The sequence below is a fragment of the Mesorhizobium sp. YL-MeA3-2017 genome (genome assembly GCF_030814575.1).
Classification (GTDB): Bacteria; Pseudomonadota; Alphaproteobacteria; order Rhizobiales; family Rhizobiaceae; genus Mesorhizobium; species Mesorhizobium terrae.
This window is the reverse complement of sequence record NZ_JAUSVH010000001.1, coordinates 4,632,065-4,657,721: the sequence shown is the minus strand read 5'-3', so window position 1 is coordinate 4,657,721 and position 25,657 is coordinate 4,632,065. Positions and strand designations below refer to the sequence as shown.

The following is a 25,657-nucleotide window of genomic DNA, read 5'->3' as shown; positions in this document are numbered from 1 at the left end:
AGTGCTACCACCGGGGCCGTCTCGGGTTCAACCGGGAACGATGGGTCCGGCCGCGTCAGCTCGCCTCGCGCATCGCCTCCGCCGCCTGCAGGTCGACGGAGACCAGCTGGCTGACGCCCTGCTCGGCCATGGTGACGCCGAACAGGCGGTCCATGCGCGCCATGGTGATCGGATTGTGGGTGATGACGACGAAGCGCGTTTCGGTCGAGGCCGACATCTCGTCCATCAGGTTGCAGAAACGCTCGACATTGTGGTCGTCGAGCGGCGCGTCCACCTCGTCCAGCACGCAGATCGGCGCCGGATTGGTCAGGAACACGGCGAAGATCAGCGACATCGCCGTCAGCGCCTGCTCGCCACCCGACAACAGCGTCATCGTCTGCGGCTTCTTGCCCGGAGGACGGGCAAGGATTTCCAGGCCGGCCTCCAGGGGATCTTCCGATTCGATCAATTGCAATTCGGCGGTGCCACCACCGAATAGATGGGTGAACAGCCGCTGGAAATGCGCGTTGACGACGTCGAAGGCGGCCAGCAGCCGTTCGCGGCCTTCGCGGTTCAGGCTCTGGATGGCCTGGCGCAGTTTGCGGATCGCCTCGATGACGTCCTCGCGCTCGGAGACGATCGTCTCCAGCCGCTCGGACAGTTCGCGCTGCTCTTCCTCGGCGCGCAGGTTGACCGCGCCCAGCCTCTCGCGCTCGATCTTCAGCCGTTCCAGCTGGCGCTCGATCTCGCCCATGTCGGGTATCGGGCTGTCAGCCTCCAGGCCGGTGTGGCGGATAACCAGGTGCGGCGGCGTGTTAAGCGCTTCCTGGATGCGCGCCTCCACCTCCTGGCGGCGCTCGTCGGCGGCGGTCAGCCTTTCCTCGGCGCGCACGCGCGCCTCGCGCGCTTCGGCCAAGGTAGTGATGGCGGCCGTTGCCGCCTTGTCGAGCTCGGCCTGTCGGTTTTCCGCTTCCTGCAAGCGGTCGGCGGCGTTCTTGCGCAGCGCCTCGGCTTCCGAGAGCTGGGACAGCAGCGCGCGGCGGCGCTGGTCGAGCTCGTCCGGCGCCTCGACCAGATCCTCTCGCTCGGCGGCTGCCTCGGCCTTGCGTTCGGCAAGTGCCGCGATCTGCGTCGACGCGTTCTCGGCGCGCGACAGCCAGTTGCCGCGTTCGAGGGCGATCGCCTGCAGGCGGCGCGTGCGCGCCTCGGCTTCGCGGTTCAGGCCGTCATGGACGGCGCGCGCTTCGGCCAGAGCGGCGCGATCGCGCGAGACGTGACCGGCAGCCTGCTCCAGCCTCGACTGCAAATCGCCGAGATCGGGCGCACCGCGCAGCTGTTCTTCCGCCTCGACATAGATGGCGGTGGCTTCCTCATGCGCCTCGACGACACGGCCGCGCGATTCCTCCAGCGCACCGCGCCGCGTCGACAATTCGCCGGTGGCCTTCTCGGCCTGGGCCAGGGCATTGCGCGCCGCGTCGAGCGCGTGCTGCGCGTCGCGCCATGCCTGGCGCGCGTGTTTTTCGTCCTCGACCGCGTTGCGCAGGCCGGTCTCGGCGTTACGCAGCGCCTCTTCGGCGGCGCGCACCGCCACGGTTGCCGCGACGGCCTCGGCGTCGAGTTCGGTCAGGCGGTTCTTCTGGGCCAGCCGCAGGGCGGCGGCGGTCGGCGCGTCGGCGCTGGCGGTGAAGCCGTCCCAGCGCCACAGCGCGCCGTCCTTGCTCACCAGCCGCTGGCCCGGCGCCAGCAAGGCCTGCAGGCGCTTGCCATCCGATGCCTCGACGATGCCGATCTGGGCGAGGCGACGCGCCAATTGTGACGGTGCCTTGACCACCGAGGCGAGGCTGCGCACGCCCTCCGGCAGCGCCGGGTCGCTCGCCTGCACCGCGTTCTCGCCCCAATGGACGGGCGCACTGCGGTCGAGCGGCACCTCGAGGTCTTCGCCAAGTGCGGCACCCAGCGCGGTTTCGAAACCACGCTCCACGCTCATCTGTTCCAGCACGGCTGGGAACAGGTCGCCGCCGCTGGTTGAATTGATGATCTTGGCAAGCGTGCGCGCCTCGGTCTCGATGCCGGCGAGCTCGGCCTTGGCCTCCTGCAATGGCAGCCGGGCGGCGGTCTCGGCCTCGCGCGCCGTCGCAACCGCCTGTTCGGCAAGCTCGGCGGCGGCCTCGGTCGCTTCCAGCGCCTCGGCGGCTGCTTCCGCCAACACGCGTTTTTCGGTCGGGTCGGCCAGCGCCGAGATGCGCTGCGCGATCTCGGCCAGTTCGCGGTCGGCATCTGCGAGTTGACGGGCGAAACGATCGCGCCGTTCCGCCGTTTCGCGCAATGTCCGCTCGATCTGGTTGCGACCGGCCGCCGCTTCCGCCCGTTCGGCGGTCAGCCTGGCCAGCGCACCTTCGCTGGTCGCCAGCGTCGCGGTGGCCTCTTCAAAAGCGGCGCGCGTATTTGCCTCGCGCTCGGCGGCACCGGCGTTTTCGCCGTTCAGGGTGGTTTCTTCCGCCGCCAGCCGCTCCAGCACGGCGGCGTTGTCGCGCACCATGCGCTCCTCGCGCTCGATATCGCTGTCGAGCTGCTGCAGACGGCGGTCGAGCTCGGTCTGGCGCGCGCGGATGCGGCCGGCCTCCTCCTCGATCTGCGACTTGGCGATCGACAGGCGCTGGAAAGCGGCGGCTGCCTTGGCCTCGGCGTCGCGCAGGTCCGGCAGGCGATGGGCGCCGATCGCCTGTTCTTTGGCGGCATTCATCTGGGCTGCGGCGCGATCGCCGACCAGCGCGGTCGCCGTCGCCAGGGCCGAACGTGCTTCGCCTTCCTGCGTCTTCGCCAGCGTCCAGCGCAGATGCAGCAGCGTGGCCTCGGCCTTGCGGATATCGGCCGAGAGGTTCTTGAAACGCGAGGCCTGGCGGGCCTGACGCTTTAGGCTCTCGATCTGGCTTTCCAGCTCGCCGACCACATCGTCCAGCCGCTCGAGGTTCTGTTCGGCGCCCTTCAGCCGCAACTCCGCCTCGTGACGGCGGGTGTGCAGGCCGGAAATGCCGGCGGCTTCTTCCAGCAGGGCGCGGCGCGCCTGCGGCTTGGCCTGGATCAGCTCGCCGATGCGGCCCTGCCCGACCATCGAGGGCGAGCGTGCGCCGGTGGACTGGTCGGCGAACAGAAGCTGCACGTCCTTGGCGCGCGCCTCCTTGCCGTTGATGCGATAGACCGACCCCGCCTCGCGCTCGATGCGGCGCGAAACCTGCAATTCGTCGGCATCGTTGAAGGCGGATGGCGCCGTGCGGTCGACATTGTCGAGGAACAGCGTGACTTCGGCGGTGTTGCGCGCTGGGCGCGTGTTGGAGCCGGAGAAGATGACGTCGTCCATGCCGGACGCACGCATGTTCTTGTAGGAGCTTTCGCCCATGACCCAGCGGAGCGCTTCCACCAAGTTCGACTTGCCGCAGCCATTCGGCCCGACGATGCCGGTGAGGCCGCGTTCGATAACGAACTCACCGGGTTCGACGAAGGATTTGAAACCGAGCAGGCGCAGGCGCGAGAATTTCATTCGCGCAACCCCGTTCGGGCGCGAACGCCAAGGCGCTGCCGCCCCGGCGCTACCGGAACGTCACAGCAGAGGGTCGATGATGGCCGACATTTCCGCAATCGACAACGCACCCTTGTAGGTTTGCCCGTTGATGAAGAAGGTCGGCGTCGAGTCGACCTTGAATTCGTCCTGTCCACGCTTCTGCACCGATCTGACTTGGTCCAGAAGTTTCTGGTCCGTCAAGCAGGAGTTGAAGCTCTCCTGTGTAAAACCGGCCAGTTTGGACAGTTGGAACATCGCGTCCTTGACGTTTTCGGCCGCGGCCCAGTTCTGCTGCTGCTTGAACAGCACGTCGACCATCGGGAAATAGTTGTCGCCCGCGCAGCGCGCCAGCATGAAACCCGCCTCGGCGCGCGGATCGAACGGGAACTCGCGGAAGATCAGCCGCACCTTGCCGGTGTCGATATATTTCGTCTTCAGTTCCGGCAGCGTCGTTTCGTGGAAATGCGCGCAATGCGGGCAGGTCATCGACGCGTATTCGATGATGGTGACCTTGGCGTCGTCCTTGCCAAGCTGCTTTTCCGGCAACACGCCCGGCTTCAGCAGTTCAGCCATGTTGACCGAACCGGAGGACTGCGGGGCTGCGGCCGCGGGCGTCGCTGCCGGCTTGGTGGCATCGGCGGTCTTGGTCGTCTCGGCGGGCTTCGAGCCTTCCGCCTCGGCCTCGCCAGCCTTGTTGCAGGCGGCGAGTGCCAGCGCTGCCGGAGCGACGGCCAGCGTGGTCAGAATGGTTCTGCGGGACAAGAGACGGGTCATCGAATCACCTGATTAGCGTTGGATTTTGCAATGGAAGATCAAGAAAAAGCGAGAGTCCGGGCGAATTAAGGCATCGCGGCCCACAAGTCCAATCGCGAAATCCGGTCGAAACGATCACGAAAACGCGAGACGCCGGTGAGTTCTACTTGCGCTGGCCGATGATGGTCGCGCCGAGCCGCTCCAGTGAAGCGCGCAGGCCGTCGTCCTCGACGCCCTCAACCACCCGTTCCAGACGCGTTTTCTCTAATGGCGTCAATGGCCTGGCAGGCTGTGCCGTGCGTCGCCTGGTTTCCGTCAGCGGCTTCTGGACGATGCGGATGCGGCCGATCGCCTGGAAACCAAGAAAGGCGTTGACGCGACCGATGATCTCGTCGGCCTGATGCTGGAGGTGCAGCGCCGCGACACCTTGGCACGCCACCACCAGCACAGCCGGCTCGAACGGATCGTCCTCGCGCATGCGGCGCGGCCACTGGATCTTTTCCGGCCGCGAGGTGCCGGCAAGACGCGGCCCGACGATCTCCTCCCAGGATTGGACGAGGCCGATCGAGATTCCGGCGCGCTTGCGCAACACCGGCTCGAGGATGCCGGTGGCGAGATCGCTGACCGGCACGGGATTGCCGTAGCGGTTTTTCCCTGTCATGCGTGCTCCGTCAGACAGCAGGAGCGGCCGAAATCAACCACTCCCTCGGAAGATCAATGGCATCACTCACCTCGACCCGCAAGCCTGCAGACCGGCCTGTCACCGGCATCGCCGACCGGCTGCTTGCCTGGTACGACGCCCATCACCGTGACTTGCCGTGGCGGGTGCCGCCGCGCGAACTGGCAAGCGGCGTCCGGCCAGATCCCTATCGCGTCTGGTTGTCCGAGGTCATGCTGCAGCAGACCACGGTCGAGGCGGTCAAAGCCTATTTCCAGGCCTTTCTCGAACGCTGGCCGACCGTGCAGGCGCTTGGCGCGGCAAGCACCGACGACGTGATGAAGGCCTGGGCGGGGCTCGGCTATTATTCGCGGGCACGCAACCTGAAGGCCTGTGCGGATCGCATCGCGGCGCGGGGCGGCGTTTTTCCCGATACCGAGGACGGACTGCGCGCCCTGCCCGGCATCGGCGCCTATACGGCGGCTGCGATCGCCGCGATCGCCTTCGTCCGGCCGGCGGTCGTGGTCGACGGCAATGTCGAGCGCGTCATCACACGCCTGTTTTCGATCGCCATGCCGCTGCCGGCGGCCAAGCCCGATATCCGCGCCGAGGTCGAGCGACTGGTGCCGGCGGACAGGCCCGGCGATTTCGCGCAGGCGACGATGGATCTCGGCGCCACCATCTGCACGCCGCGCCGGCCGCGCTGCATGCTGTGCCCGCTGCGGCAAGATTGCAGCGCCATCCTGTCCGGCGATCCCGAATTCTACCCGGTGAAACTGGCCAAGCCCGAAAAGCCGCAACGCAAGGGCGCCGCCTTTGTCGCCATCCGCAACGACGGCGCGGTGCTTTTGCGCAAACGCCCGGAAAAAGGCCTGCTTGGAGGGATGAGCGAGGTGCCGACCACCGGCTGGACCGCGCGCATCGACGGCGCCACTGGAACCGACGCCGCACCCTTCGCGGCCAACTGGCGGCCGGCGGGCAGCATCGGCCATGTCTTCACCCATTTCGGGCTCGAACTCGCCGTCTACCGCGCCGATGTCGATTTCACCGCGCCACCCCAGGGGTTTTTCTGGTCGCGGCCCGGCTGGATCAATGACGAGGCCTTGCCGACTGTCATGAAAAAGGCAATCGAAGCGGCTATGCCCGGCTCGACCCAGAAGGGCCCGCACAAGAGGAAAGCATGACCGAAATCCGCCATATCGTCTTCGACATCGGCAAGGTGCTGCTGCACTACGACCCCAGCCTGCCGTTCAACCGGCTGATCCCGGACGAGACGGAGCGGCAGTGGTTCTTCGATCATGTCTGCACGTCGGACTGGAACATCGAGCAGGATCGCGGCCGGACCTGGGAAGAGGCCGAGGCGCTGCTGATCGACACCCACCCCGATCATGCCGAAAACATCCGCAACTTCCGCCGCCATTGGCACGAGATGGTGCCGCACGCCTATGACGACAGCGTGGTGCTGATGGAACGGCTGATCGACGACGGCCGCGACGTCACCATGCTTACCAATTTCGCCGGCGACACCTTCCGGGAAGCGCAGGAGCGGTTCGCCTTCCTGAAACGGCCGCGCGGCGTCACCGTTTCGGCCGATATCCGGCTGCTAAAACCCGACCGCGCCATCTACGACCACCACGTCAAATCCTTCGGCCTCGAGCCGGCGGCGACGCTGTTCATCGACGACAGCCAGAAGAATGTCGACGGCGCCAAGGAAGCCGGCTGGCAAGCCGTGCTGTTCACCGACCCCGCGACGCTAAAGCGCGACCTGACCAATCTCGGAGTTATCGCATGAGCGCCGCCCACGATCCCGCCGAGACGCTGGCCCGTTTCCATGACGTGACCAATGCGCAGGACTTCGCCGCCATCGAGGCGATGTTCGCGCCCGAGGTCGTCTATATCTCGCAAGGCGTTGGCGGCCGCATCGAGGGCCGCGACGCAGTGATGGCGGCTTTCCGCACTTATTTCACGGAATATCCGGACCAGGAAGCGGAAGACAAGAAGCTGGAAGCCCTGTCGCCCATGAGCGCCCGCTCCGAATGGCGACTCACCGGCACCAGCACCAAGACGGGCGTGTGGCGCGAACGCATTGGCGCCGAGACCATCACGCTCAACGGCGATGGATTGATCGTGCGCGTGGATGTCGAGGGCTAGAGCCACCCTCGCGGGGCTCGCGGATAACGGGCCCCGCACAATCGTCCAAGACAGTAGCTTCGAATATTCCGTAGGCAGTCCATCCAACGATGGAGCCTACGGAATGGACAAGACATACCAGCCGGTCAGGTTTTCCGAAAAACTCTCCAGAATCACCGAGCTCTGGCAGCCACGCGTTGTCGCCGAACTGAACGATTACCAGTTCAAGGTGGTTCGTATCGAGGGCGACTTCATCTGGCACGATCACCCGGAAACCGATGAGGCGTTCATCGTTCTCAGCGGCCAGTTGCGCATCGATATGCGCGACGGGGCAGTCACCATCGGGCCTGGAGAAATGTTCGTCGTGCCCAAGGGCGTCGAACACAAGCCTTATGCCGAGAAGGAAGTTCAGCTTCTGCTGGTCGAGCCGCGCGGCGTGCTCAACACCGGTCACGTTGGCGGCGATCGCACCGCGCAGAACGACGTCTGGATCTGAGACGGCGGCGCGGAGCTATTCCCGCGACCTTCGGGATTACGCCCCTGCCCGCTCCATGCCGAGCCGCGCGATCTTGCGCAGTTCGTCGATCGGGGTGAGGCCGCCGGCGCGTTCATAGTGCCAGAAGGTCCAGCCGTTGCAGGCGTCGAGCCCCTGTACTTCGGCGCCGACCTTGTGGATGGAGCCGGCATTGTCACCGATTGCCAGCGTGCCGTCGGCGCGCACCTTGGCCGACCAGCGCCGTTTGGCGTCGTAGAGCGTGGTGCCGGCCTTGACCAGGCCGGTATCGATCAGGCTGACGAAAGCAACGCGCGGTTCGGCGCGCTTGCCTGTGAGAACGGCGAGGTCGGCGTCCTCCAGCGTCTTGACCGCGGCGATGCGTTCGTAGGCGGCGTCGATATAGGTCTGCTCGCGCTCGATGCCGACGAAGTGGCGGCCGAGCCGCTTGGCGACCGCGCCAGTGGTGCCGGAGCCGAAGAACGGGTCGAGCACGACATCGCCGGGCTTTGTCGACGCCATCATGATGCGGGCGAGCAGCGCTTCCGGCTTCTGCGTCGGGTGCAGTTTGTCGCCATTGTCGTCCTTCAGCCGCTCCCCGCCGGTGCAGATCGGGAACAGCCAGTCGGAGCGCATCTGCACGTCGTCGTTTGAAGCCTTCAGCGCCTCGTAGTTGAAAGTGTAACCCTTCGACTTCTGGTCGCGCGAGGCCCAGATCATCGTCTCATGGGCGTTCTGGAAGCGGCGGCCGCGGAAATTCGGCATCGGGTTGGTCTTGCGCCAGACGACGTCGTTGAGGATCCAGAAGCCGAGATCCTGCATCTTGGCGCCGACGCGGAAGATGTTGTGATAGGAGCCAATCACCCAGATGGTGCCATTCGGCTTCAACACCCGGCGGGCGGCGAGCAGCCAGGCGCGGGTGAACGCGTCATAGGCCTCGAAGCTCTCGAACTGGTCCCAGTGATCGTCCACCGCGTCGACCTTGGATTGGTCCGGGCGGTGCAGATCGCCTTCGAGCTGCAGGTTGTAGGGCGGATCGGCGAAGATCACGTCCACCGATTTTTCCGGCAGCCGATCGAGCGCAGCGACACAATCGCCTTTCAGGATCGTGTCCAACCACTCGGACTGCTGAGGGGCATGGGAAAGTTCGTCGAGGAGACGCACGGCAGACATTCTGACAACCCGAAGCACGCGTTACATTTACCAGCCGTTATGGTTACCGTTCCCAGTAAATATTTAATGAAGTGAAGCCGTGATTTGCGGGTAACCGACGCTTGGTGTATGCCGCGCCGGCTTCCTTTCCCGCAGATGGACCGACATGCCCCAGCCAGACCTTGTCATTTTCGATTGCGACGGCGTGCTCGTCGATTCCGAAATCATCGCCGCTCGCGTCGAAGCCGAGCTGATCACCGAAGCAGGCTTCGAGATCGGCGCCGAGGAGATCGCCGAGACCTATGCCGGCCTGACCTTCAAGGACATCATGATGGCGATCGAGGAGAAGGCGAACATCCCCTTCCAGGCCTCGATGATCATTCGCGCCGAAGAACTGGTGGACCGCAAGCTACGCTCCGACGTGCGCGCCATCGACGGCGTGCACCAGGCCGTTGCCGCGATCACCGCGCCACACTGCATCTGCTCGAATTCGCGCAGCGAACGCATCACCTTCATGCTGGACAAGGTGCGGCTGTTGCCGCTGTTCCAGGGCCGTATCTTCTCGGCGCTGGAGACCCCGACGAAGAAAACCAAGCCGGCGCCGGACGTCTTCCTCTACGCAGCCGAGAAATTCAAGGCGAACCCGGCCAACACATTTGTCATCGAGGATTCGGCCCATGGCGTGCAGGGCGCCCGCGCCGCCGGCATGCGCGTCATCGGCTTCACCGGTGCCTCGCACAGCTACCCGGGCCATGCCGATGCACTGACCGAAGCCGGTGCCGAAACCGCTATCAGCCGCTGGTCCGACCTGAAAGGCGTTCTTGCCGCTCTCTCCGAGTGGTCGGACGCCTGACGCTTGGACGCGGCAGCCCTTCCCCAAGCGAGAAGGGCTGTCCTTGACGGAGACTAGCGAGGAATATCCGAGATCGTGGTCTGGCTACCCTGAGCGGGCGCTGCCGGCGCGGTCGCGACCGGAGCCGCCTTCGGCTTCGGCTTGTGAACCCGACGCTTCACCGGCTTCTGCTCGCTCGGCTTCTCGACCTTCTTGGTCACCCCTTCATCGAAGCCGGCAAAGGCCTGATAGGTGTTGGCGGTCGGCTCGGGAATGGAAATATTGGAATCGTTCAGCACGAACTGGGTGGCCGACGAGGTGTCGGAAATCTGCACCTTGTGCTGATAGATCTGCGAATAAAGCACCTTGTCGCCTTCGACGACGGCGATGCGGATCGGCATGGTTATGGTGCCGGGCGTCACCATCGGGCCCGGAACGACGCGACCGGCAACGGCGATCTTCATGTTGAGCATGCCGTTGTTGCGGGTGCAGTCGCGGGTCACTTCGCCGATCGAAGCCTGGTAGACGACACGCGAGGAATCGTCCTGCGGCGCATTGCTGGTGTCGACGGCCGCGGCGTCCTGGCCCTTCTTGGCCTTCGGTTTCGCTCCTGCCTTGGCATAGGTGCTGTAGAAGGCGGTACCTTCGCGCAGCGTCACCTTCGGGCAGAAGGCTCTGAGATCGGAGGCCTTGACCTTCGCCACTTCGGCGTTGATGGCCGCATCGTCCTTCTTGCCCATACCCATGAAGCCGCCGCCGGAACTGCCGCCGTCGCTCGATTGGCAGCCTGCGACGATCAGCATAAAGCCCATCGACATGAAACCCGCGACAAAGCGGCTGTTGGACGAACGAAACACCATGAAATGCGGTTCCCTCACGCGAAGCAGGCGACCTATAGCAACGAGACGGCAAAAATGCGACTGAGGGCGCGCACAAATTCACGCTTTCGCCGCCAGAAGGGCAATTGGCCGTCAGGCCGCTGAAATGGAAAGTCGACAATGCGCTATGTGAGTACACGCGGCGAGGCCCCCGCGCTCGGATTTTCGGACACGGTTCTGGCCGGGCTGGCGCGCGACGGCGGCCTCTACGTGCCCGAAACCTGGCCGCACTTCTCGGCCGCAGAGCTGCATTCCATGCGCGGTCTGCCCTATGCCGACCTCGCCATCCGCGTGCTGACGCCCTTTCTCGGCGGCGAGATCGCGCCGGCTATCTTCGAGAAGCTGGTGCGCGAAGCCTACGCCACCTTCCGCCACGAGGCGGTCTGCCCGCTGGTACAGACGGGGCACAACACGTTCGTGCTCGAACTCTTTCACGGCCCGACCCTGGCATTCAAGGACGTCGCCATGCAGCTATTGGCGCGGTTGATGGACCATGTGCTGTCCGAGCGCGGCGAGCGGGCGACAATCGTCGGCGCCACATCGGGCGACACCGGCGGCGCGGCCATCGAGGCCTTTGCCGGGCGCGAGCGCACCGACATCGTCATCCTGTTCCCGAAGGGCCGCGTCTCGCCGGTGCAGCAGCGGCAGATGACGACGTCCACCGCGGCCAATGTCCACGCGCTGGCGATCGAGGGTAATTTCGACGACTGCCAGGGCATGTTGAAGGACATGTTCAACGACCATGGCTTCCGCGACGGCGTCGCGCTGTCGGGCGTCAATTCCATCAACTGGGCCCGCATCATGGCCCAGATCGTCTATTATTTTTCGTCGGCACTGTCGCTCGGCGCTCCCGATCGTCCGGTCTCCTTCACCGTGCCGACTGGCAATTTCGGCGATATCTTCGCCGGATACGCCGCCAAGCGCATGGGCCTGCCGATAGAGCAACTCGTGATCGCCACCAACGACAACGACATCCTGGCACGCACGCTGGCCAGCGGCGAATACCGCATGAAAGGCGTCGTCGCCACGACATCACCCTCGATGGACATCCAGATCTCGTCCAATTTCGAGCGGCTTTTGTTCGAGGCTTCCGACCGCGACGCCGCAACCGTGCGCCGCTATATGAATTCGCTGAAGCAGTCCGGCGCCTTCACCATCGAGGCCGGTGGGCTCGCCCGTATCCGCGCTGAATTCGACGCGGGCCGCGCCACCGAATCGGAAGTCGCCGAGACGATCCGCGCCACGCTGGCCGGCTCGGGATATCTGCTCGACCCGCATACGGCGTCCGGCGTCCACGTCGCCGCCACGCAGACGGCGAGCGCAGTGCCGATGATCGTGCTTAGTACCGCGCATCCGGCGAAATTTCCGGCGGCGGTGGAAGCGGCGAGCGGCATCCATCCCGCTCTGCCGGCATGGCTTGCCGACTTAATGAATTCGGAGGAAAGATATGCGGTACTTCCATCCGACCTGAAAATGGTGGAAGATTATGTTCGTCGCCGCTCCCGGGCGGCGCGTTAGGGAGTCTGAACTATATGGGTGTTGAGGTAAGCCGTCTGTCGAACGGCCTGACAGTCGCCACCGAAACCCTTCCAAGCATCGAATCCGTCGCGCTCGGCGCCTGGGTCAAGTCCGGGGCCCGCAACGAGCGTGAGGATGAGCATGGGATGGCGCATCTTCTCGAGCATATGGCCTTCAAGGGCACGAGGAGGCGTTCCGCCTTCCAGATCGCTTCGGAAATCGAGAATGTCGGCGGTGAAATCAACGCCGCCACCAGCGTCGAGACAACATCCTTCTACGCCCGCGTTCTATCCAACGACGTTCCGCTGGCCGTGGATATCCTGGCAGACATCCTGCAGGAATCGGAATTCGATCCGGAGGAGTTGGAGCGGGAGCAGAACGTCATCCTGCAAGAGATCGGCGCTGCGCACGACACGCCCGACGACGTCGTCTTCGACCATTTCACGGAAACCGCCTTCCGCCACCAGACCATCGGCCGCTCGATCCTGGGCACGCCGGAGACGGTGCAATCCTTCACCTCCAGGCAGTTGCACGATTTCATGGAGCGCCAATACGGCGCCGAACGCATGGTGATGGTCGCTGCCGGCGACGTGAAGCATGACGAGTTCGTGCGCGAGGTGGAAAAGAAGCTCGGCTCCTTCCGCTCCAAGGCCGAAAACGCCGCGCCGCAATACGCCCAGTATGTCGGCGGCGACTTCCGCGAGAACCGCGACCTGATGGACGCGCAGATCGTGCTCGGTTTCGAGGGCCGCGCCTATCACGTGCGCGATTTCTATGCCTCGCAGGTGCTGTCGATGATCCTCGGCGGCGGTATGTCGTCTCGCCTGTTCCAGGAAGTGCGCGAGAAGCGCGGCCTTTGCTATTCGGTCTATGCCTTCCACTGGGGCTTTTCCGACACCGGCATCTTCGGCGTCCACGCCGCGACCGGCCAGAACGACATTGCCGAACTGGTGCCGGTGATCGTGCGCGAATTGCAGCGGGCCGGCGAAGCGATCGCCCAGGAAGAGCTCGACCGTGCGCGCGCGCAATACCGCGCCGGCCTCATCATGTCGGCGGAAAGCCCCGCCAGCCGCGCCTCGCAGATCGCCCGCCAGCTTCTGCTGTTCGGCCGGCCTATCCCGAAGGAAGAGCTGATGGAACGGCTCGGCGCGCTGACGATCGAGCGCCTGACCGACCTATCGTCCCGCCTGTTCTCGACCCGGCCGACCCTGGCTGCCGTCGGACCGATCGGCACGCTGGCGCCCTATGAGGCGGTTCTCGACACGCTTCCGGGCATCGAGGTCGCGGCCCGCAAGCTTGCCGTCTGATCCAGGCCGGCGGCCGTGTTCGCGCTTCCTTTCTTTCGCCGGGACCAGCCGGTACTGAAAGGGGAAAAGGTCGCTCTGCGCGTTCCGCTGCCGGGCGATCATCGGGAGTGGTCGACGCTGCGCGGCGAAAGCCGCGCCTTTCTCGAGCGGTGGGAGCCACGCTGGACACCCGACGAGCTTGAGCGCTCGGCCTGGCGCCACCGTATCGGCCGCTACCGCGAGGACTACGCCCAGGGCACGGCCGTCGCCCTCTTCATCTTCGAGCGCAGCTCTGGCAAGCTCGCCGGCGGCATCACCCTAGGCAACATTCGCCACGGCGTCGCCCAGAGCGGCCATATTGGCTACTGGATCGGCGAGCGCTATGCCGGCAAGGGGCTGATGACCGACGCCGTCAAGGTGCTTGCGGGCTTCGCCTTCGATACGCTCAAGTTGCACCGGATCGAAGCTGCCTGTATTCCCGACAACATTCGTTCGATCCGCGTGCTTGAAAAAGCCGGATTCCAGCGTGAAGGACTTCTGCGCTCCTATCTTCGGATCAACGGGGCCTGGCAGGACCACTATCTCTATGCCCGGATCGCCGACGATCCGCCGGCATCCGCAACGAAGGGCTGATTTTGACGAAATTCCTGCGAAACGGGCCGGTGCTTGCCTTCGTCCTGGCGACGATGGTGACGCTTTTCGCCGCCGCTTCCGCCTATGCCGTGGAACCGATCAAGATTTCCCGCGATGATGTGGCGCTCGACCTTTCGGGTGCAGTGGAAATCTACCGCAACCAGGGCGAGAATTTCCAGGTTTCGACGGCACCAGGTTCGGACGGCATCGTGCGGCGCATCGAGGTCGAGGCTAACGACAAGCGCTCGACCGGCGACTGGGCCGTGTTCGCGCTGGCCAACGCCACCGACGACGTCATCGACCGGCTGATCGTGGCGCCGCATTTCCGGCTGGTCAAATCCGGCATCTTCTGGCCCGACCTCGGCTCCACCCGCATCGCGGCCATCACACCTTCCGAAGGCTTCGCGCTCGATAAGCAGGCGAGCCCCGATGCTGACGTCTTCCGGGTCACGCTGAACCCGGGCTCGGTGGTGACGTTCATCGCCGAACTGGCGTCGCCGAAGCTGCCGCAGGTCTATCTGTGGGAGCCGGAGGCCTACAAGGACACGGTCAATTCCTACACGCTCTATCGCGGCATCGTCATCGGCATTGCCGGCCTGTTGGCGCTGTTCTTGACCATCCTGTTCGTAGTCAAGGGCACCTCGCTCTTCCCGGCCACAGCGGCGCTCGCCTGGGCGGTGCTCGCCTATATCTGCATCGACTTCGGCTTCCTGGCCAAGATCATCCAGGTGGCGCCGGGCTCAGAGCAAGTGTGGCGCGCCGGCGCGGAAGTGGCGCTTGCCACCACCTTCGTCGTCTTCCTGTTCACCTATCTCAACCTCAACCGCTGGCACGGCCATTTCAGCTACGGCGCCGTCGTTTGGGTGCTTGGCCTCGCCGCCATCGCTGGCATCGCCATCATCGACCCGGCAATCGCCGCCGGCATCGCGCGCATCTCCTTCGCCGCCACCGCCGTCACCGGCCTCGGGCTCATCATCTTCCTCGGCCTGCGCGGCTACGATCGCGCCATCATGCTGGTGCCGAGCTGGGTGATGGTGTTGTTATGGGCGGCGGGCTCGTGGATGGCGATTACCGGCCTGCTCGACAACGACATCGTGCAGCCTGCGCTGGGCGGCGGGCTGATCCTGGTGATCCTTTTGATCGGCTTCACCGTCATGCAGCACGCCTTCGCCGGCGGCGCCCTGCATCAGGGCCTGTTCTCCGACCTCGAGCGACAGGCGCTGGCCGTCGCCGGCTCCGGTGACACCGTGTGGGATTGGGACGTGCTGCGCGACCGCGTCGTCACCCGCCCCGATGTCAGCCTGCAGCTTGGCCTCGCGCCGGGCAGCCTTGGCGGCGCCGCCCGCAACTGGCTGCCGGTGCTGCATGCCGATGACCGCGACACCTTCCGCACCACGCTCGATGTGGTGCTGGAGCATCGCCGCGGCCGTGTGGCGCAGAATTTCCGCCTGCGCGGCGCCGACGGCCACTATCATTGGTTCTCGCTGAGGGCCCGCCCGGTTATCGGCTCCGACGGCGAGGTCATCCGTTGCGTCGGCACGATGGTCGACGTGACGGAGCAGAAGAAATCGGAAGAGCGCCTGCTGCACGACGCCGTGCACGACAACCTCACCGGCCTGCCCAACCGCGAATTGTTCATGAACCGGCTGGAAGCGATCATCTCGATCGCCCGCACCGAGGACAAGGTGCGCCCGACCGTCTTCGTCATCGACATCGACCGCTTCAAGCAGGTCAATGACGGGCTAGGTATCTCGGCCGGCGACACCATCCTGCTCACCGTGGCGCGGCGCTTGCACCGCCTGCTGAAGCCGAAGGATTCGCTATCGCGTTTCGCCGGCGACCAGTTCGCGCTCATGCTCTTGTCCGAGCAGGACCCGGCCCGCATCGCCGCCGTAGCCGACGCGATCAAGCACGCGATCAGTTCACCTATCACCTTCGCCAAGCGCGAGATCGTGCTGACCGCCTCGATCGGCCTCATCACCTGGACGACGGATCAAGTCTCGGCCGACGACCTGGTCAAGGATGCCGAACTTGCCATGCACCAGGCCAAGCGCTTTGGCGGGGACCGCATCGAACCGTTCCGTCCGGCCTTCCGCACGGTCGGCACCGACCGGCTGCAATTCGAATCCGATTTGCGCCGCGCCATCGAACGGCGCGAATTCACCCTCGCTTACCAGCCGATCGTGCGGCTCGAAGATTCCAGCGTGGCCGGTTTCGAGGCGCTTTTGCGCTGGGACCACCCGCGCCGCGGCATGATCCCGCCGGCCGACTTCATTCCGGTGGCCGAAAGCTGCGGTCTCATCGTCCAGCTCGGCCTGTTCGCCATGCAGAAGGCGGCGGAAGACCTGGCGATCTGGCAGAAGCAGATCGGTGACGCGCCGCTGTCGGTTTCGGTCAACCTGTCCAGCCGCCAGCTGATCCGGCGCGACCTGGTCACCGACGTGCGCTCGGTCATCGCCCGCGCCGGACTCAAGCCGCGCTGTCTCAGGCTGGAACTTACCGAGTCGCTGGTCATGGACAATCCCGAGCAGGCCGCGCATGTACTCAATAAGTTGAAGCAGCTCGGCATAGGGCTGTCGCTGGACGATTTCGGCACCGGCTACTCCTCACTGTCCTATCTGACCCGCTTCCCGTTCGACACGATCAAGATCGACAAGAGCTTCATCGACGACACCTCGCCGAAGCGCGCGGTGCTGCTGCGCTCGATGGTCAACATGGCCCATGAACTCGGCCTTTCGGTCGTGGCGGAAGGCATTTCGGACCAGAGCGATGCGCTGGAACTGCGCCAGATGGGCTGCGAATACGTACAGAGCTTCATGTTCGGCGCGCCGATGAACGCCGACGCCGTCATCAAGCTGCTGCGCGAACAATATCCGCTCACCCAGGCCTGACCTTTGTTCCTTCTCCCTGTTCACGGGGAGAAGGCGCCCGAAGAGTGGATGAGGGGTAGCTCTGCGCTCTCGGATGGAAGCCGCCGACAGAACACCTCCCGACAAAGGCGGTTCAGCCTCTATAAGGAATGGAAGTCCGCCTAGGCGTGCCCGGCGGCGGCGCTGAAATGCGCGAGGTTGACGCCGATGCTGGCCAGGATGCGATCATATTTGCGATCGATGTCCGGATCGAACAGCAATTCCGGCGTCGCCGGGCAGGTCAGCCAGCCGTTTTCGGCGATTTCGGTTTCGAGCTGGCCGGCACCCCAGCCGGAATAACCCAGCGCCATCAGCGCATGACGCGGCCCGTGGCCGGTCGAGATCGCGCGTAATATGTCGACTGTTGCCGTGAGACAGATGTCATCCGACACCGGCAGCGAGGATTCGACGCGATAATCACCCGTGTGCAGCACGAAGCCGCGGCTGCGATCGACCGGCCCGCCATTGCGAACGACGAAGTCGCGCGCCTCCTGCGGCAGGCGGATTGCTTCCTGCTCGTTCATGATGCCGAGCTGGACCAGGAGGTCGGGAAACAGCATCTGCTGGGTCTGATTGATGATCAGCCCCATGGCGCCCTCATCCGAATGCGCGCAGATGTAGATGACCGAACGCGCGAACCGCTCGTCCTTCATGCCGGGCATGGCGATGAGGAACTGGTCGTCGAGGAAGCCGTTCTTTCCGGCTGTCTTCTTGTTGCGCAGGAGCTCCATAGGCAAAGCGTAACGCGTTTCCGGCATGCTTGAAAGATGCCATTGGTGCAATTCGCCCCAGCCACAAGTCGGCCATGTCACACAAATATGATGGGGCCTGTCGTGCGAAATCGGTTGCGCGGACAGTTTGGGACGGTCAAACCAACGTGATGAATTGCTTGAAACTTCCGCTCGGCCTGGCACTTCTGGCAGCATCTGCCCTGCCGGCCGCCGCCTCGTCGTCCCGCTGGGCGGACAGCGAGGGCGGCCGGATCAGGCTGGTTACCGCCGGCCTGCCGGATGAGTCCGGCCGCCTGAACGGCGTGCTCCACATCCAGCTGAAGCCCAGCTGGAAGACCTATTGGCGCGACCCCGGTGCTAGCGGCGTGCCACCGCAGATCGATGTCAGCAAGGCCACCAACATCGCTAAGGCCGAGTTCTCCTACCCGGCGCCGGGCCGTCACAGTGACGGCTATGGCGAATGGGCGGGTTATGACCGCAGCGTCTCGCTGCCGGTCACCTTCACGCTCGCCAATCCACGCGAAAAGGCCGTCATCGAAGCCGGCGTCTTCGTTGGCATCTGCCAGACCATCTGCATTCCGCTGCAAGCACGGCTCACCGTCGACCCCACAGCCGACCCCGACAATGCAGACGATGTCTGGCTGATCGCGGCCGCGCGTGCCGCCTTGCCGGCCAAGCCCAGCGACGGTTTCGCGGCCATGGCCGTGCCCGGCGGCAAGGAGGTCTTGACGGTGGAGGCGACAGTGCCTGGCCTGCTGCAGTCCGCCGATCTCTTCGTCGCCGGTGAGCAAGGCTACCTGTTCGGAGCGCCGACACGCGCGGAGAGGGACGGCAAGCTGGTGTTCTCGCTGCCGATCATCGGCCGCCCGGACACGCGCCCGCAAGGCGATGGCCTGCCCTACACGCTGACGACCCCCATGGGCGCGGTTGAAGGTCTATTGCCCTATCCGTGACAATCGGCCGGACCGGTCAGATTGCGGGCCAACGCGGAAGGCGCTATCGCTTTCACGTCTTCCCCTTCCCTCTCAGACATGAGGACTGCCATGACCATTTCCGTTGGCGACAAGCTGCCCGAAGCGACTTTCAAGACGATGACCGACGACGGCGCCAAGGCGCTGACCACCGCCGAGGTTTTCGACGGCAAGAAGGTGGTGCTGTTCGGCGTTCCCGGTGCCTTCACCCCGACCTGCAACAACAACCACCTGCCGGGTTATCTGGAGAACCGCGACGCCATCCTGTCGCGCGGCGTCGACCAGATCGCGGTCGTTGCAGTGAACGACCAGTTCGTGATGGGCGCTTGGGCGCGCTTCACCGGCGCCGAAGGCAAGATCCTCTTCCTCGCCGATGGCAGCGGCACCTTCGCCAAGGCAGCTGGCCTCGACCTCGACCTCAGCGCCAACGGTCTCGGCCTGCGCTCGAAACGTTTCTCGATGATCGTCGACGACGGCACCGTCACGGCGCTCAACATCGAGGACAGCACCGGCCAGGCCGTGGATTCCGGCGCCGCCAGACTGATCGAACAGCTCTGAGAGATTTTCCGACCCTGCCCTCTCCGATGGGAGGGCGGGGGCTCCTAGTCTCAATAACTCTGCGATGAGCGGCGCGGCGGCTTTCTGCCAGGCGTCTTCGTGGCCGTGTCGCCTGTCGAGGGGCGAAGCGCCGGTGCCGGCTGCGGGCGGCCCGAGCTCTTCTTGAACGGCGCCATGCCCATGCGGGCCAGTTCGTCGGCGCGTTCGTTCTCGGGGTGGCCAGCATGGCCCTTCACCCAATGCCACGTCACTGTGTGGCGACGGTTGGCCTCGTCCAGTGCCTGCCACAACTCACCGTTCTTCACCGGCTTCTTGTCGGCCGTTTTCCAGCCGTTGCGCTTCCAGCCATGGATCCACTTCGAGATGCCGTCCATGACGTATTTGCTGTCGGTGTGAAGTGCTACGGTGCACGACTCCTTCAGCGCGTTCAGGCCATTGATCGCCGCCAGAAGTTCCATGCGGTTGTTGGTGGTCTCGGCCTCGCCGCCCGACAGTTCCTTGGTCGTGCCATTGAAGCGCAGGATAGCGCCCCAGCCGCCCGGGCCGGGATTGCCCGAACAGGCGCCGTCGGTGAAAATCTCGATCTGTTTCATTTCAACCCGTATTCGCTGGCCGAGCCGATGGCGCGGTGGAACCGTATGCGGCGGATGTATTCGGTCGGATCGCGCTTCATCACCAGCCCGCCGTCGGGAACGGTCAGCCAGTCATAGAGGCGAGTCAGCATGAAACGCAGCGCCGAGCCGCGCGCCAGCATCGGCAATGCCTGCTTTTCCGCTTCGCTCAGCGGTCGTACGCTCTGGTAACCGGCCAACAGCGCGGTGCCCTTGGTGAGGTTGAAGGAAAAATCCTTCTCGAAGCACCAGGCGTTGAGGCAGGTGGCGAGGTCGTAGGCATAAAAATCGTCGCAGGCGAAATAGAAGTCGATCAGCCCCGACAGTTTTTCGCCCAGGAAGAACACATTGTCTGGAAATAGGTCTGCATGGATGATGCCGGTCGGCAGATCGCACGGCCAGTTGCGCTCGAAATCCGCGAAATCACCATCGACCTCTGCCGCCAGCCCCGGCTCGACCTCGTTGGCGCGGGCGCGCGAGGCTTCCCACAGCTTGCGCCAGCCGTCGATCGCCAGCGCGTTGGCGCGATGCATGGTGAAGTCGGCACCGGCCAGATGCATGGCGGCAAGCGCCTCGCCGACTTCCCGGCAATGCACGACGCCCGGCTTGCGCAGCCACATGCCCTCGAGAAAAGTGATGATGACGGCCGGCCGGCCAGCCAGCGTGCCGATCATCGAGCCGTCATGGCGATGCACCGGCAACGGACAGGAGATGCCCTTCTTGGCGAGATGATCCATCAGCCCGAGGAAGAAAGGCAGGTCCGCCTTCTCGACGCGCTTTTCGTACAGCGTCAGGATGAAGGAGCCTGCCGTGGTGTGCAGCAGGAAGTTGGAATTCTCCGTGCCTTCGGCGATGCCCTTGTAGGAGAGCAGCTGGCCGACCGGATAATTTTGCAGGAAAGCGGAAAGCTCGCCCTCCGTCACATCGGTATAAACCGCCATCACACGGTTCCGTTGACGAAGGCCATGTCGGCCGGTGTCAGTTCGACATCGCGCAATACCCGCATGACCGGGAAATCCTCCGTTTCCGTCGCTGTCACCGCCAGTTCGACCGAAACGTCGAAACGCTGACGGAAGGCATCGATGATCTCGTCGACGATGATCTCCGGCGCCGAAGCCCCTGCGGAGAGGCCGAGCGTCGAGATGGCGCCGATGTCATCCCACGGAATTTCGGAGGCGCGCTGCACGAGAAGCGACATCCTGGCTCCGGCGCGTTCCGCAACTTCGACAAGGCGGCGCGAATTCGACGAATTGGGGGCGCCGACCACCAGGTAGAGGTCGGCGCCGGAGGCGGTCTCCTTCACCGCGTCCTGGCGGTTGGTGGTGGCATAGCAGATCGATTCGGCCGCCGGCGCCTGCAGGTCCGGGAAGCGTTCCTGCAAGGCGCGGATGATGCCGGCGGTGTCTTCCACCGACAGCGTCGTCTGGGTGACGAAGCCCAGCGCCTGCGGGTTGGCGGGCTGGAAGGTCGCCGCGTCAGCCTCGGTCTCGATCAAGGTCACCGCGCCTTCCGCCAGTTGCCCCATGGTACCGATCACCTCTGGATGGCCGGCATGACCGATCAGCAGCACGTGGCGGCCGAGCCGCTGATGGCGCATCGCCTGCTTGTGCACCTTGGAGACAAGCGGGCAGGTGGCGTCGAGATAAAACAGGTTGCGCGCCACGGCGTCCGCCGGCACCGATTTCGGCACGCCATGCGCGGAAAAGACAACCGGGCTTTGCTTGTGATCGTCCGGGATCTCGGACAATTCCTCGATGAAGACGGCGCCGAGATTTTGCAACCCCTCGACCACGTAGCGGTTGTGCACGATCTCGTGGCGCACATAGACCGGCGCGCCATATTTCTTCAGCGCCAGCACCACGATCTGGATGGCGCGATCGACGCCGGCGCAGAAGCCGCGCGGCTGGCAAAGCCTGATTATGAGGGGTGGCTTAACGGCTTTCTGCAACGCGGATTCCCACTGTCTGGCCCATCGGTCGGATTGTGCGGACATGATGTCCGCCACCCCCTTCTGTCAAGGGCGCGGAACGGCCTGGCGGGCGTTCACCTGTTCTTCCGGTTCTTCGCCAGCCACACCGCCATGACACCGACCAGGGCCGCTGCGAGGCCATACCAGGTCATCGCGTATTGCAGGTGATTGTTGGGCAGGTCGAGCAGCGTCGTGCCGCCAACGGGTAAGCCGCCTGGATTGGGCGCCCTGCCAGCATCGACGAAGAACGGCACGACCACGGCGCCGGCCGGCAGGCCTGCAGTCGCCGCCATGGCGTCGCGGTCCTTCCAGTAGAAGATGTTCTTGGTCAGATCGTTGTCGGGCACCATCATCGATGGCTTGCCGGCAAGCGGATTGCGCGCCAGGCCGGTCATCGTCACCTCGCCCGCCACCTCGCCCTTCTGGCGCTTGGCAGGGTCCTTCATGTCGTAGGGTACGAAACCCCGGTTGACGAGCACGAAACGGCCGTCGGCGAGTTTCAGCGGCGTATAAACGCTGAACCCGGTCTCGCCGTCCCAGGTGGTGAAGAAATGGCGCTCGCCCTGATGCAGGAACGTGCCGGTCAGCGTCACCGGAACGTAGTCGATGTCACGGGTCTCGGTGAACTGCTTCTCGACTTCCGCTAGCGGCGCCGGCGTTGCGTTCATGCGGCGGTCGATCGTCCCGATCAGCGCTTCCTTCCAGGCCAGACGCTCGACCTGCCAGGTGCCGAGGCCGATCAAGACAAGGAAGGCGATCAGGCCGAGGCCGAGCGCCAAGGCCGTGCGTGGCCCGCGGCGACCCGTCGACGGCTGTGGGACCGCGCTCATTGCGGTCGGTCCAGCCGACCCTCGGCCGCCTTGTTGCGGTATTGAAGGGTGAGCAGCACGCCCTTGATCAGCCGCAGCGCCGTCAGGCACAGCATGATTGCCAACGGGATCCACAGCAGGAAATGCAGCCAGAGCGGCGGCGCGAAGGTCACTTCCAGCCAAAGCGCCAGACCGACGACGATGAAGCCGATGATGAGGATGACGAAGACCGCTGGCCCGTCGCCGGCATCGGCGTAGGAATAGTCGAGACCGCAGTTCATGCAGCGCTTGCCGACCGTCAGGAAGCCGGAGAACAGGCGCCCTTCCCCGCAGCGCGGGCAGCGCCCCTTGAGGCCGGCCTGGATCGGGTCGACCGGCGGCCAGATTGCCTTATCTTCGCTCATGCCGATCTTCTTAGAACCTTTCAGGCTCAAGTTGAACGGTCGGCCCAAAAGAAAGAGGCGGCCACGTTGCCGCAGCCGCCTCCAATCAAACCCGATTGAACGGGGATCAGTGACCTTCGATGACCGCGCCGGCCGAGCCCCAGACATAGATCGAGGCGAACAGGAACAGCCAGACCACGTCAACGAAGTGCCAGTACCAGGCGGCCGCCTCGAAGCCGAAATGCTGCTTCGGCGTGAAGTCGCCCTTCATCGCGCGGAACAGGCAAACCAGCAGGAAGATGGTGCCGATGATGACGTGGAAGCCATGGAAGCCGGTCGCCATGAAGAAGGTGGCGCCGTAGATCGAATCCTTGAAGCCGAACGGAGCGTGGATGTACTCGTAGGCCTGCACCATGGTGAACAGCATGCCGAGACCGACGGTGAGCACGAGGCCGTTGATCAGGCCCTTGCGATCGCCGTGGATCAGCGAATGGTGCGCCCAGGTCACCGTCGTGCCCGACAGCAGCAGGATGATGGTGTTGTAGAGCGGCAGGTGGAAGGGATCGAGCACTTCCATGCCCTTCGGCGGCCAAACGCCACCGGTGAAGGTGGTGCGCGCCGCCTGGATCGCCTCGTTCGGGAACAGGCTGGCGTCGAAATAAGCCCAGAACCAGGCTACGAAGAACATCACCTCGGAGGCGATGAACATGATCATGCCATAGCGCAGATGCAGCGACACCACCTGGGTGTGATGGCCCTCATGCGCTTCCTTGATGGTGTCAGACCACCAGGCGAACATGGTGTAGAGCACGATCAAAAGGCCGATCAGCAGCACCCAGAAATGCGCCTTGGACACGTCCAGGCCAAACAGGTGGAAGGGCGTGCCCTTCAGATACTGCATATAGATCACGCCGCCGAACGCCATGACCAGAGCACCTACCGAACCCAGGAAGGGCCAGGGGCTTGGAGCTATTATGTGGTAGTCGTGGTTTGGTTTGGCGTGTCCGTCGGCCATGTCATCCCCCGAGATTTGCTTCGGTATTGGAAATAGTCTTCGCGGCATCCTTGTTCAGGGTCGCGGCGAGCGGCTGCTTCGTCTCGACCTGATACATGGAATAGGAAAGCGTGATGGTCTTGATGTCCTTCAGTTCCGGCACCTTGAGGATGTCCGGATCGACATAGAAGACGATCGGCATGTCCACCGTCTCGCCGGCCTTCAGTGTCTGATTCGTGAAGCAGAAGCACTCCACCTTGTTGAAATAGGCGCCCGCCAGTTCCGGCTGCACGTTGAAGGTGGCGCGACCAGTGGTCGGCGCGCTGAACTTGTTGGTGGCCTTGTAGGCAACCTTCGTCGTCTCGCCGAGCTTGATGGTGACACTGCGCTGCTCCGGCTCGAACTCCCACGGCACGCCCATCGTGTTGGCGTCGAAGCGGATGATGATGTCGCGGTCAAGGACCTTGGTAGAATATTGCGTCACGCGCTGGGTGGTGCCGCCGTAACCCGTCACCTTGCAGAACATCGAATAGAGCGGCACCGCCGCATAGGCCATGCCGATCATGGCGCCGAAGAACGCCAGGCAAGAGCCGGCAACGACCAGGTTGGCCTTGTGCTTCTTCTGCTCGGCGGCGGTCGTCTCGCTCTCCATCACCGCCTCACATAGGCCGGCTGAGGATGGAGGGACCGAATTTCACGATGGTCGCCACATAGAAGATGATGACCAAAACGCCCAGCGCAAAGCCAATGGCAACCGAACGGCTGCGGCGGGCCTTCCTCTGGTTTTCTGTCAGCTCGACGGTTTCAAGCTTGTCTTGCATCGTACTCATGCTCCACCAAGAACCAGTGCCCGCTCGACGATGCTGTCGGCAAGGTAGGCAGCAAAGATGGCAAACAGATAAAGCAGCGAGAAGCCGAACAGCGCCTTGGCGGGCTTCATGACGCGGTCGCTGTCGGGCATGCGCAGCACCGCCCAGGAATACCAGACGAAGCCGATGCCAAGCACGGTCGCCACCACGCCGTAGAGGGCGGTGGTGTAGCCGAGCCCCCAGGGCAACACGCCGATCGGCGCCAGAATCAGCGCATAGGCGAAGATCTGGCGGCGCGTGGAAGCCTCGCCGGCGACATTCGGCATCATCGGAATGCCGGCGCGTTCATAGTCGCCCGACTTGAACAGCGCGAGCGCCCAGAAATGCGGCGGCGTCCACAGGAAGATGATGAAGAACAGGATCACGCTTTCGAGGCTCACCGCACCCGTCGCGGCCGCCCAGCCGATCACCGGCGGGATGGCGCCGGCGGCGCCGCCAATCACGATGTTCTGCGGCGTCCAGCGCTTCAGCCACATCGTGTATACGACCGCGTAGAAGAAGATGGTGAAGGCGAGCATCGCCGCCGACAGCCAGTTGATCAGCACGCCCAGCGTCATCACCGAAAGCACAGAAAGCACCAGGCCAAAGGCGAGCGCCTCGCCGGGCAGAACGCGACCGGCCGGCACCGGGCGATTGGCCGTGCGGGTCATTACAGCGTCGATGTCGGCGTCGTACCACATGTTGAGCGCGCCCGACGCACCAGCGCCGATGGCGATCGCCAGAATGGCGATGATGGCGAGCAGCGGGTTGATCGTCGCCGGCGCGGCCATCAGCCCGACAAAGGCCGTGAACACCACCAGCGACATCACGCGTGGCTTCAGAAGCGCAAAGAAATCCCCCGCCGTCGCTTCCGACATTCGGGAGGTTGTCTGCTCCATGCGTGAGTTGTCAACCAGGGCCATTGCGTACTTGAAGTCCACTCATTCCGTTTGGCCAAAACCGCCGGCTCAGCCGGCGGTTTCGAAACCCGAAACTGCTGCCT

Annotated in this window: 26 protein-coding genes; 11 read left to right on the top strand and 15 right to left on the bottom strand. The window is 64.3% G+C overall.

What is annotated here, in order from left to right:
- Positions 1–55 precede the first annotated feature (55 nt).
- From smc to QFZ88_RS21945, 3 genes are all read right to left on the bottom strand, one after another.
- Positions 56–3,517: a chromosome segregation protein SMC gene (gene smc, locus QFZ88_RS21955; RefSeq protein WP_024927277.1), complete on the bottom strand. Its 3,462-nt coding sequence runs from the start codon at positions 3,515–3,517 to the stop codon at positions 56–58.
- Between the two features lie 60 nt (positions 3,518–3,577).
- Positions 3,578–4,312: a DsbA family protein gene (locus QFZ88_RS21950; RefSeq protein ID WP_024926727.1), complete on the bottom strand. Its 735-nt coding sequence runs from the start codon at positions 4,310–4,312 to the stop codon at positions 3,578–3,580.
- Positions 4,313–4,454: 142 nt separating this feature from the next.
- Entirely contained in the window at positions 4,455–4,952 is a 498-nt protein-coding gene (locus QFZ88_RS21945) for a DUF721 domain-containing protein (protein ID WP_024926726.1), read from the bottom strand.
- A gap of 56 nt (positions 4,953–5,008) precedes the next feature.
- Here QFZ88_RS21945 and mutY point away from each other — a divergent pair, with 56 nt between their 5' ends.
- The 4 genes from mutY (at position 5,009) to QFZ88_RS21925 (ending at position 7,575) form a co-directional block, all read left to right on the top strand.
- A complete protein-coding gene (gene mutY, locus QFZ88_RS21940) occupies positions 5,009–6,133 on the top strand; it encodes an A/G-specific adenine glycosylase (RefSeq protein WP_024926725.1) in 1,125 nt (374 codons plus the stop codon).
- Positions 6,130–6,741: an HAD family hydrolase gene (locus QFZ88_RS21935; protein WP_024926724.1), complete on the top strand. Its 612-nt coding sequence runs from the start codon at positions 6,130–6,132 to the stop codon at positions 6,739–6,741. The genes mutY and QFZ88_RS21935 overlap by 4 nt, the downstream gene beginning before the upstream one ends.
- Positions 6,738–7,100 (top strand): nuclear transport factor 2 family protein, encoded by a 363-nt coding sequence (locus QFZ88_RS21930; protein WP_024926723.1) that lies wholly within the window; start codon positions 6,738–6,740, stop codon positions 7,098–7,100. Before QFZ88_RS21935 ends, QFZ88_RS21930 begins: the two co-directional genes overlap by 4 nt.
- Before the next feature lie 103 nt (positions 7,101–7,203).
- Entirely contained in the window at positions 7,204–7,575 is a 372-nt protein-coding gene (locus QFZ88_RS21925; protein WP_024926722.1) for a cupin domain-containing protein, read from the top strand.
- 36 nt (positions 7,576–7,611) lie between these two features.
- Here QFZ88_RS21925 and QFZ88_RS21920 read toward each other — a convergent pair whose 3' ends face one another.
- The gene (locus tag QFZ88_RS21920) at positions 7,612–8,745 is read right to left on the bottom strand and encodes a site-specific DNA-methyltransferase (protein WP_024926721.1); all 1,134 of its coding nucleotides are present in this window, start codon (positions 8,743–8,745) and stop codon (positions 7,612–7,614) included.
- Positions 8,746–8,890: 145 nt separating this feature from the next.
- Between QFZ88_RS21920 and QFZ88_RS21915 the strand changes: the two genes are divergently transcribed.
- Positions 8,891–9,577, top strand: a complete 687-nt coding sequence (locus QFZ88_RS21915; protein ID WP_024926720.1) for an HAD family hydrolase — start codon at positions 8,891–8,893, stop codon at positions 9,575–9,577.
- A 53-nt stretch (positions 9,578–9,630) separates the two neighbouring features.
- Here the strand turns inward: QFZ88_RS21915 and QFZ88_RS21910 are convergent, their stop codons facing one another.
- A complete protein-coding gene (locus QFZ88_RS21910) occupies positions 9,631–10,416 on the bottom strand; it encodes a hypothetical protein (protein WP_024926719.1) in 786 nt (261 codons plus the stop codon).
- A gap of 138 nt (positions 10,417–10,554) precedes the next feature.
- Between QFZ88_RS21910 and thrC the strand changes: the two genes are divergently transcribed.
- From thrC to QFZ88_RS21890, 4 genes are read left to right on the top strand one after another with little or no spacing between them, the layout of a single operon-like run.
- The gene (gene thrC, locus QFZ88_RS21905; RefSeq protein ID WP_024926718.1) at positions 10,555–11,952 is read left to right on the top strand and encodes a threonine synthase; all 1,398 of its coding nucleotides are present in this window, start codon (positions 10,555–10,557) and stop codon (positions 11,950–11,952) included.
- A 14-nt stretch (positions 11,953–11,966) separates the two neighbouring features.
- A complete protein-coding gene (locus QFZ88_RS21900; protein ID WP_024926717.1) occupies positions 11,967–13,259 on the top strand; it encodes a M16 family metallopeptidase in 1,293 nt (430 codons plus the stop codon).
- Between the two features lie 15 nt (positions 13,260–13,274).
- Positions 13,275–13,871, top strand: a complete 597-nt coding sequence (locus tag QFZ88_RS21895) for a GNAT family N-acetyltransferase (protein ID WP_024926716.1) — start codon at positions 13,275–13,277, stop codon at positions 13,869–13,871.
- 2 nt (positions 13,872–13,873) lie between these two features.
- The gene (locus QFZ88_RS21890; RefSeq protein ID WP_024926715.1) at positions 13,874–16,762 is read left to right on the top strand and encodes an EAL domain-containing protein; all 2,889 of its coding nucleotides are present in this window, start codon (positions 13,874–13,876) and stop codon (positions 16,760–16,762) included.
- A 140-nt stretch (positions 16,763–16,902) separates the two neighbouring features.
- Here QFZ88_RS21890 and QFZ88_RS21885 read toward each other — a convergent pair whose 3' ends face one another.
- Entirely contained in the window at positions 16,903–17,511 is a 609-nt protein-coding gene (locus QFZ88_RS21885; RefSeq protein WP_024926714.1) for a YqgE/AlgH family protein, read from the bottom strand.
- A gap of 149 nt (positions 17,512–17,660) precedes the next feature.
- Here QFZ88_RS21885 and QFZ88_RS21880 point away from each other — a divergent pair, with 149 nt between their 5' ends.
- A complete protein-coding gene (locus QFZ88_RS21880) occupies positions 17,661–18,464 on the top strand; it encodes a protein-disulfide reductase DsbD domain-containing protein (protein ID WP_024926713.1) in 804 nt (267 codons plus the stop codon).
- 90 nt (positions 18,465–18,554) lie between these two features.
- Positions 18,555–19,040 (top strand): peroxiredoxin, encoded by a 486-nt coding sequence (locus QFZ88_RS21875; protein WP_024926712.1) that lies wholly within the window; start codon positions 18,555–18,557, stop codon positions 19,038–19,040.
- A gap of 50 nt (positions 19,041–19,090) precedes the next feature.
- Here the strand turns inward: QFZ88_RS21875 and rnhA are convergent, their stop codons facing one another.
- The 9 genes from rnhA to QFZ88_RS21830 form a co-directional block, all read right to left on the bottom strand.
- The gene (gene rnhA, locus QFZ88_RS21870) at positions 19,091–19,633 is read right to left on the bottom strand and encodes a ribonuclease HI (RefSeq protein ID WP_024926711.1); all 543 of its coding nucleotides are present in this window, start codon (positions 19,631–19,633) and stop codon (positions 19,091–19,093) included.
- The gene (locus QFZ88_RS21865; RefSeq protein ID WP_024926710.1) at positions 19,630–20,592 is read right to left on the bottom strand and encodes a homoserine kinase; all 963 of its coding nucleotides are present in this window, start codon (positions 20,590–20,592) and stop codon (positions 19,630–19,632) included. Before QFZ88_RS21865 ends, rnhA begins: the two co-directional genes overlap by 4 nt.
- Positions 20,592–21,599: a 4-hydroxy-3-methylbut-2-enyl diphosphate reductase gene (gene ispH, locus QFZ88_RS21860; protein ID WP_024926709.1), complete on the bottom strand. Its 1,008-nt coding sequence runs from the start codon at positions 21,597–21,599 to the stop codon at positions 20,592–20,594. The genes QFZ88_RS21865 and ispH overlap by 1 nt, the downstream gene beginning before the upstream one ends.
- Positions 21,600–21,694: 95 nt before the next feature.
- Positions 21,695–22,450 carry an SURF1 family protein gene (locus QFZ88_RS21855; protein ID WP_024926708.1) on the bottom strand — a complete coding sequence of 252 codons (756 nt, stop codon included), beginning with the start codon at positions 22,448–22,450 and terminating at the stop codon, positions 21,695–21,697.
- Positions 22,447–22,833: a DUF983 domain-containing protein gene (locus QFZ88_RS21850; RefSeq protein ID WP_024926707.1), complete on the bottom strand. Its 387-nt coding sequence runs from the start codon at positions 22,831–22,833 to the stop codon at positions 22,447–22,449. The genes QFZ88_RS21855 and QFZ88_RS21850 overlap by 4 nt, the downstream gene beginning before the upstream one ends.
- A gap of 106 nt (positions 22,834–22,939) precedes the next feature.
- A complete protein-coding gene (locus QFZ88_RS21845; RefSeq protein ID WP_024926706.1) occupies positions 22,940–23,827 on the bottom strand; it encodes a cytochrome c oxidase subunit 3 in 888 nt (295 codons plus the stop codon).
- A 1-nt stretch (position 23,828) separates the two neighbouring features.
- Positions 23,829–24,458: a cytochrome c oxidase assembly protein gene (locus QFZ88_RS21840; protein ID WP_024926705.1), complete on the bottom strand. Its 630-nt coding sequence runs from the start codon at positions 24,456–24,458 to the stop codon at positions 23,829–23,831.
- Positions 24,459–24,465: 7 nt separating this feature from the next.
- Entirely contained in the window at positions 24,466–24,627 is a 162-nt protein-coding gene (locus QFZ88_RS21835) for a hypothetical protein (protein ID WP_162531500.1), read from the bottom strand.
- A gap of 5 nt (positions 24,628–24,632) precedes the next feature.
- The gene (locus QFZ88_RS21830) at positions 24,633–25,577 is read right to left on the bottom strand and encodes a heme o synthase (RefSeq protein WP_024926703.1); all 945 of its coding nucleotides are present in this window, start codon (positions 25,575–25,577) and stop codon (positions 24,633–24,635) included.
- Between the last annotated feature and the right edge of the window lie 80 nt (positions 25,578–25,657).

Coding starts and splice junctions, on each gene's coding strand:
- QFZ88_RS21950 (WP_024926727.1), bottom strand. CDS start 4,312: ATGACCCGTCTCTTGTCCCGCAGAACCATTCTGACCACGCTGGCCGTC.
- QFZ88_RS21840 (WP_024926705.1), bottom strand. CDS start 24,458: ATGGAGAGCGAGACGACCGCCGCCGAGCAGAAGAAGCACAAGGCCAAC.
- QFZ88_RS21865 (WP_024926710.1), bottom strand. CDS start 20,592: ATGGCGGTTTATACCGATGTGACGGAGGGCGAGCTTTCCGCTTTCCTG.
- QFZ88_RS21925 (WP_024926722.1), top strand. CDS start 7,204: ATGGACAAGACATACCAGCCGGTCAGGTTTTCCGAAAAACTCTCCAGA.
- QFZ88_RS21945 (WP_024926726.1), bottom strand. CDS start 4,952: ATGACAGGGAAAAACCGCTACGGCAATCCCGTGCCGGTCAGCGATCTC.
- smc (WP_024927277.1), bottom strand. CDS start 3,517: ATGAAATTCTCGCGCCTGCGCCTGCTCGGTTTCAAATCCTTCGTCGAA.
- QFZ88_RS21875 (WP_024926712.1), top strand. CDS start 18,555: ATGACCATTTCCGTTGGCGACAAGCTGCCCGAAGCGACTTTCAAGACG.
- thrC (WP_024926718.1), top strand. CDS start 10,555: ATGCGCTATGTGAGTACACGCGGCGAGGCCCCCGCGCTCGGATTTTCG.
- QFZ88_RS21915 (WP_024926720.1), top strand. CDS start 8,891: ATGCCCCAGCCAGACCTTGTCATTTTCGATTGCGACGGCGTGCTCGTC.
- QFZ88_RS21935 (WP_024926724.1), top strand. CDS start 6,130: ATGACCGAAATCCGCCATATCGTCTTCGACATCGGCAAGGTGCTGCTG.
- QFZ88_RS21855 (WP_024926708.1), bottom strand. CDS start 22,450: ATGAGCGCGGTCCCACAGCCGTCGACGGGTCGCCGCGGGCCACGCACG.
- QFZ88_RS21850 (WP_024926707.1), bottom strand. CDS start 22,833: ATGAGCGAAGATAAGGCAATCTGGCCGCCGGTCGACCCGATCCAGGCC.
- QFZ88_RS21920 (WP_024926721.1), bottom strand. CDS start 8,745: ATGTCTGCCGTGCGTCTCCTCGACGAACTTTCCCATGCCCCTCAGCAG.
- QFZ88_RS21885 (WP_024926714.1), bottom strand. CDS start 17,511: ATGGAGCTCCTGCGCAACAAGAAGACAGCCGGAAAGAACGGCTTCCTC.
- QFZ88_RS21845 (WP_024926706.1), bottom strand. CDS start 23,827: ATGGCCGACGGACACGCCAAACCAAACCACGACTACCACATAATAGCT.
- QFZ88_RS21900 (WP_024926717.1), top strand. CDS start 11,967: ATGGGTGTTGAGGTAAGCCGTCTGTCGAACGGCCTGACAGTCGCCACC.
- QFZ88_RS21880 (WP_024926713.1), top strand. CDS start 17,661: ATGAATTGCTTGAAACTTCCGCTCGGCCTGGCACTTCTGGCAGCATCT.
- QFZ88_RS21835 (WP_162531500.1), bottom strand. CDS start 24,627: ATGCAAGACAAGCTTGAAACCGTCGAGCTGACAGAAAACCAGAGGAAG.
- QFZ88_RS21830 (WP_024926703.1), bottom strand. CDS start 25,577: ATGGCCCTGGTTGACAACTCACGCATGGAGCAGACAACCTCCCGAATG.
- QFZ88_RS21930 (WP_024926723.1), top strand. CDS start 6,738: ATGAGCGCCGCCCACGATCCCGCCGAGACGCTGGCCCGTTTCCATGAC.
- mutY (WP_024926725.1), top strand. CDS start 5,009: ATGGCATCACTCACCTCGACCCGCAAGCCTGCAGACCGGCCTGTCACC.
- rnhA (WP_024926711.1), bottom strand. CDS start 19,633: ATGAAACAGATCGAGATTTTCACCGACGGCGCCTGTTCGGGCAATCCC.
- QFZ88_RS21910 (WP_024926719.1), bottom strand. CDS start 10,416: ATGGTGTTTCGTTCGTCCAACAGCCGCTTTGTCGCGGGTTTCATGTCG.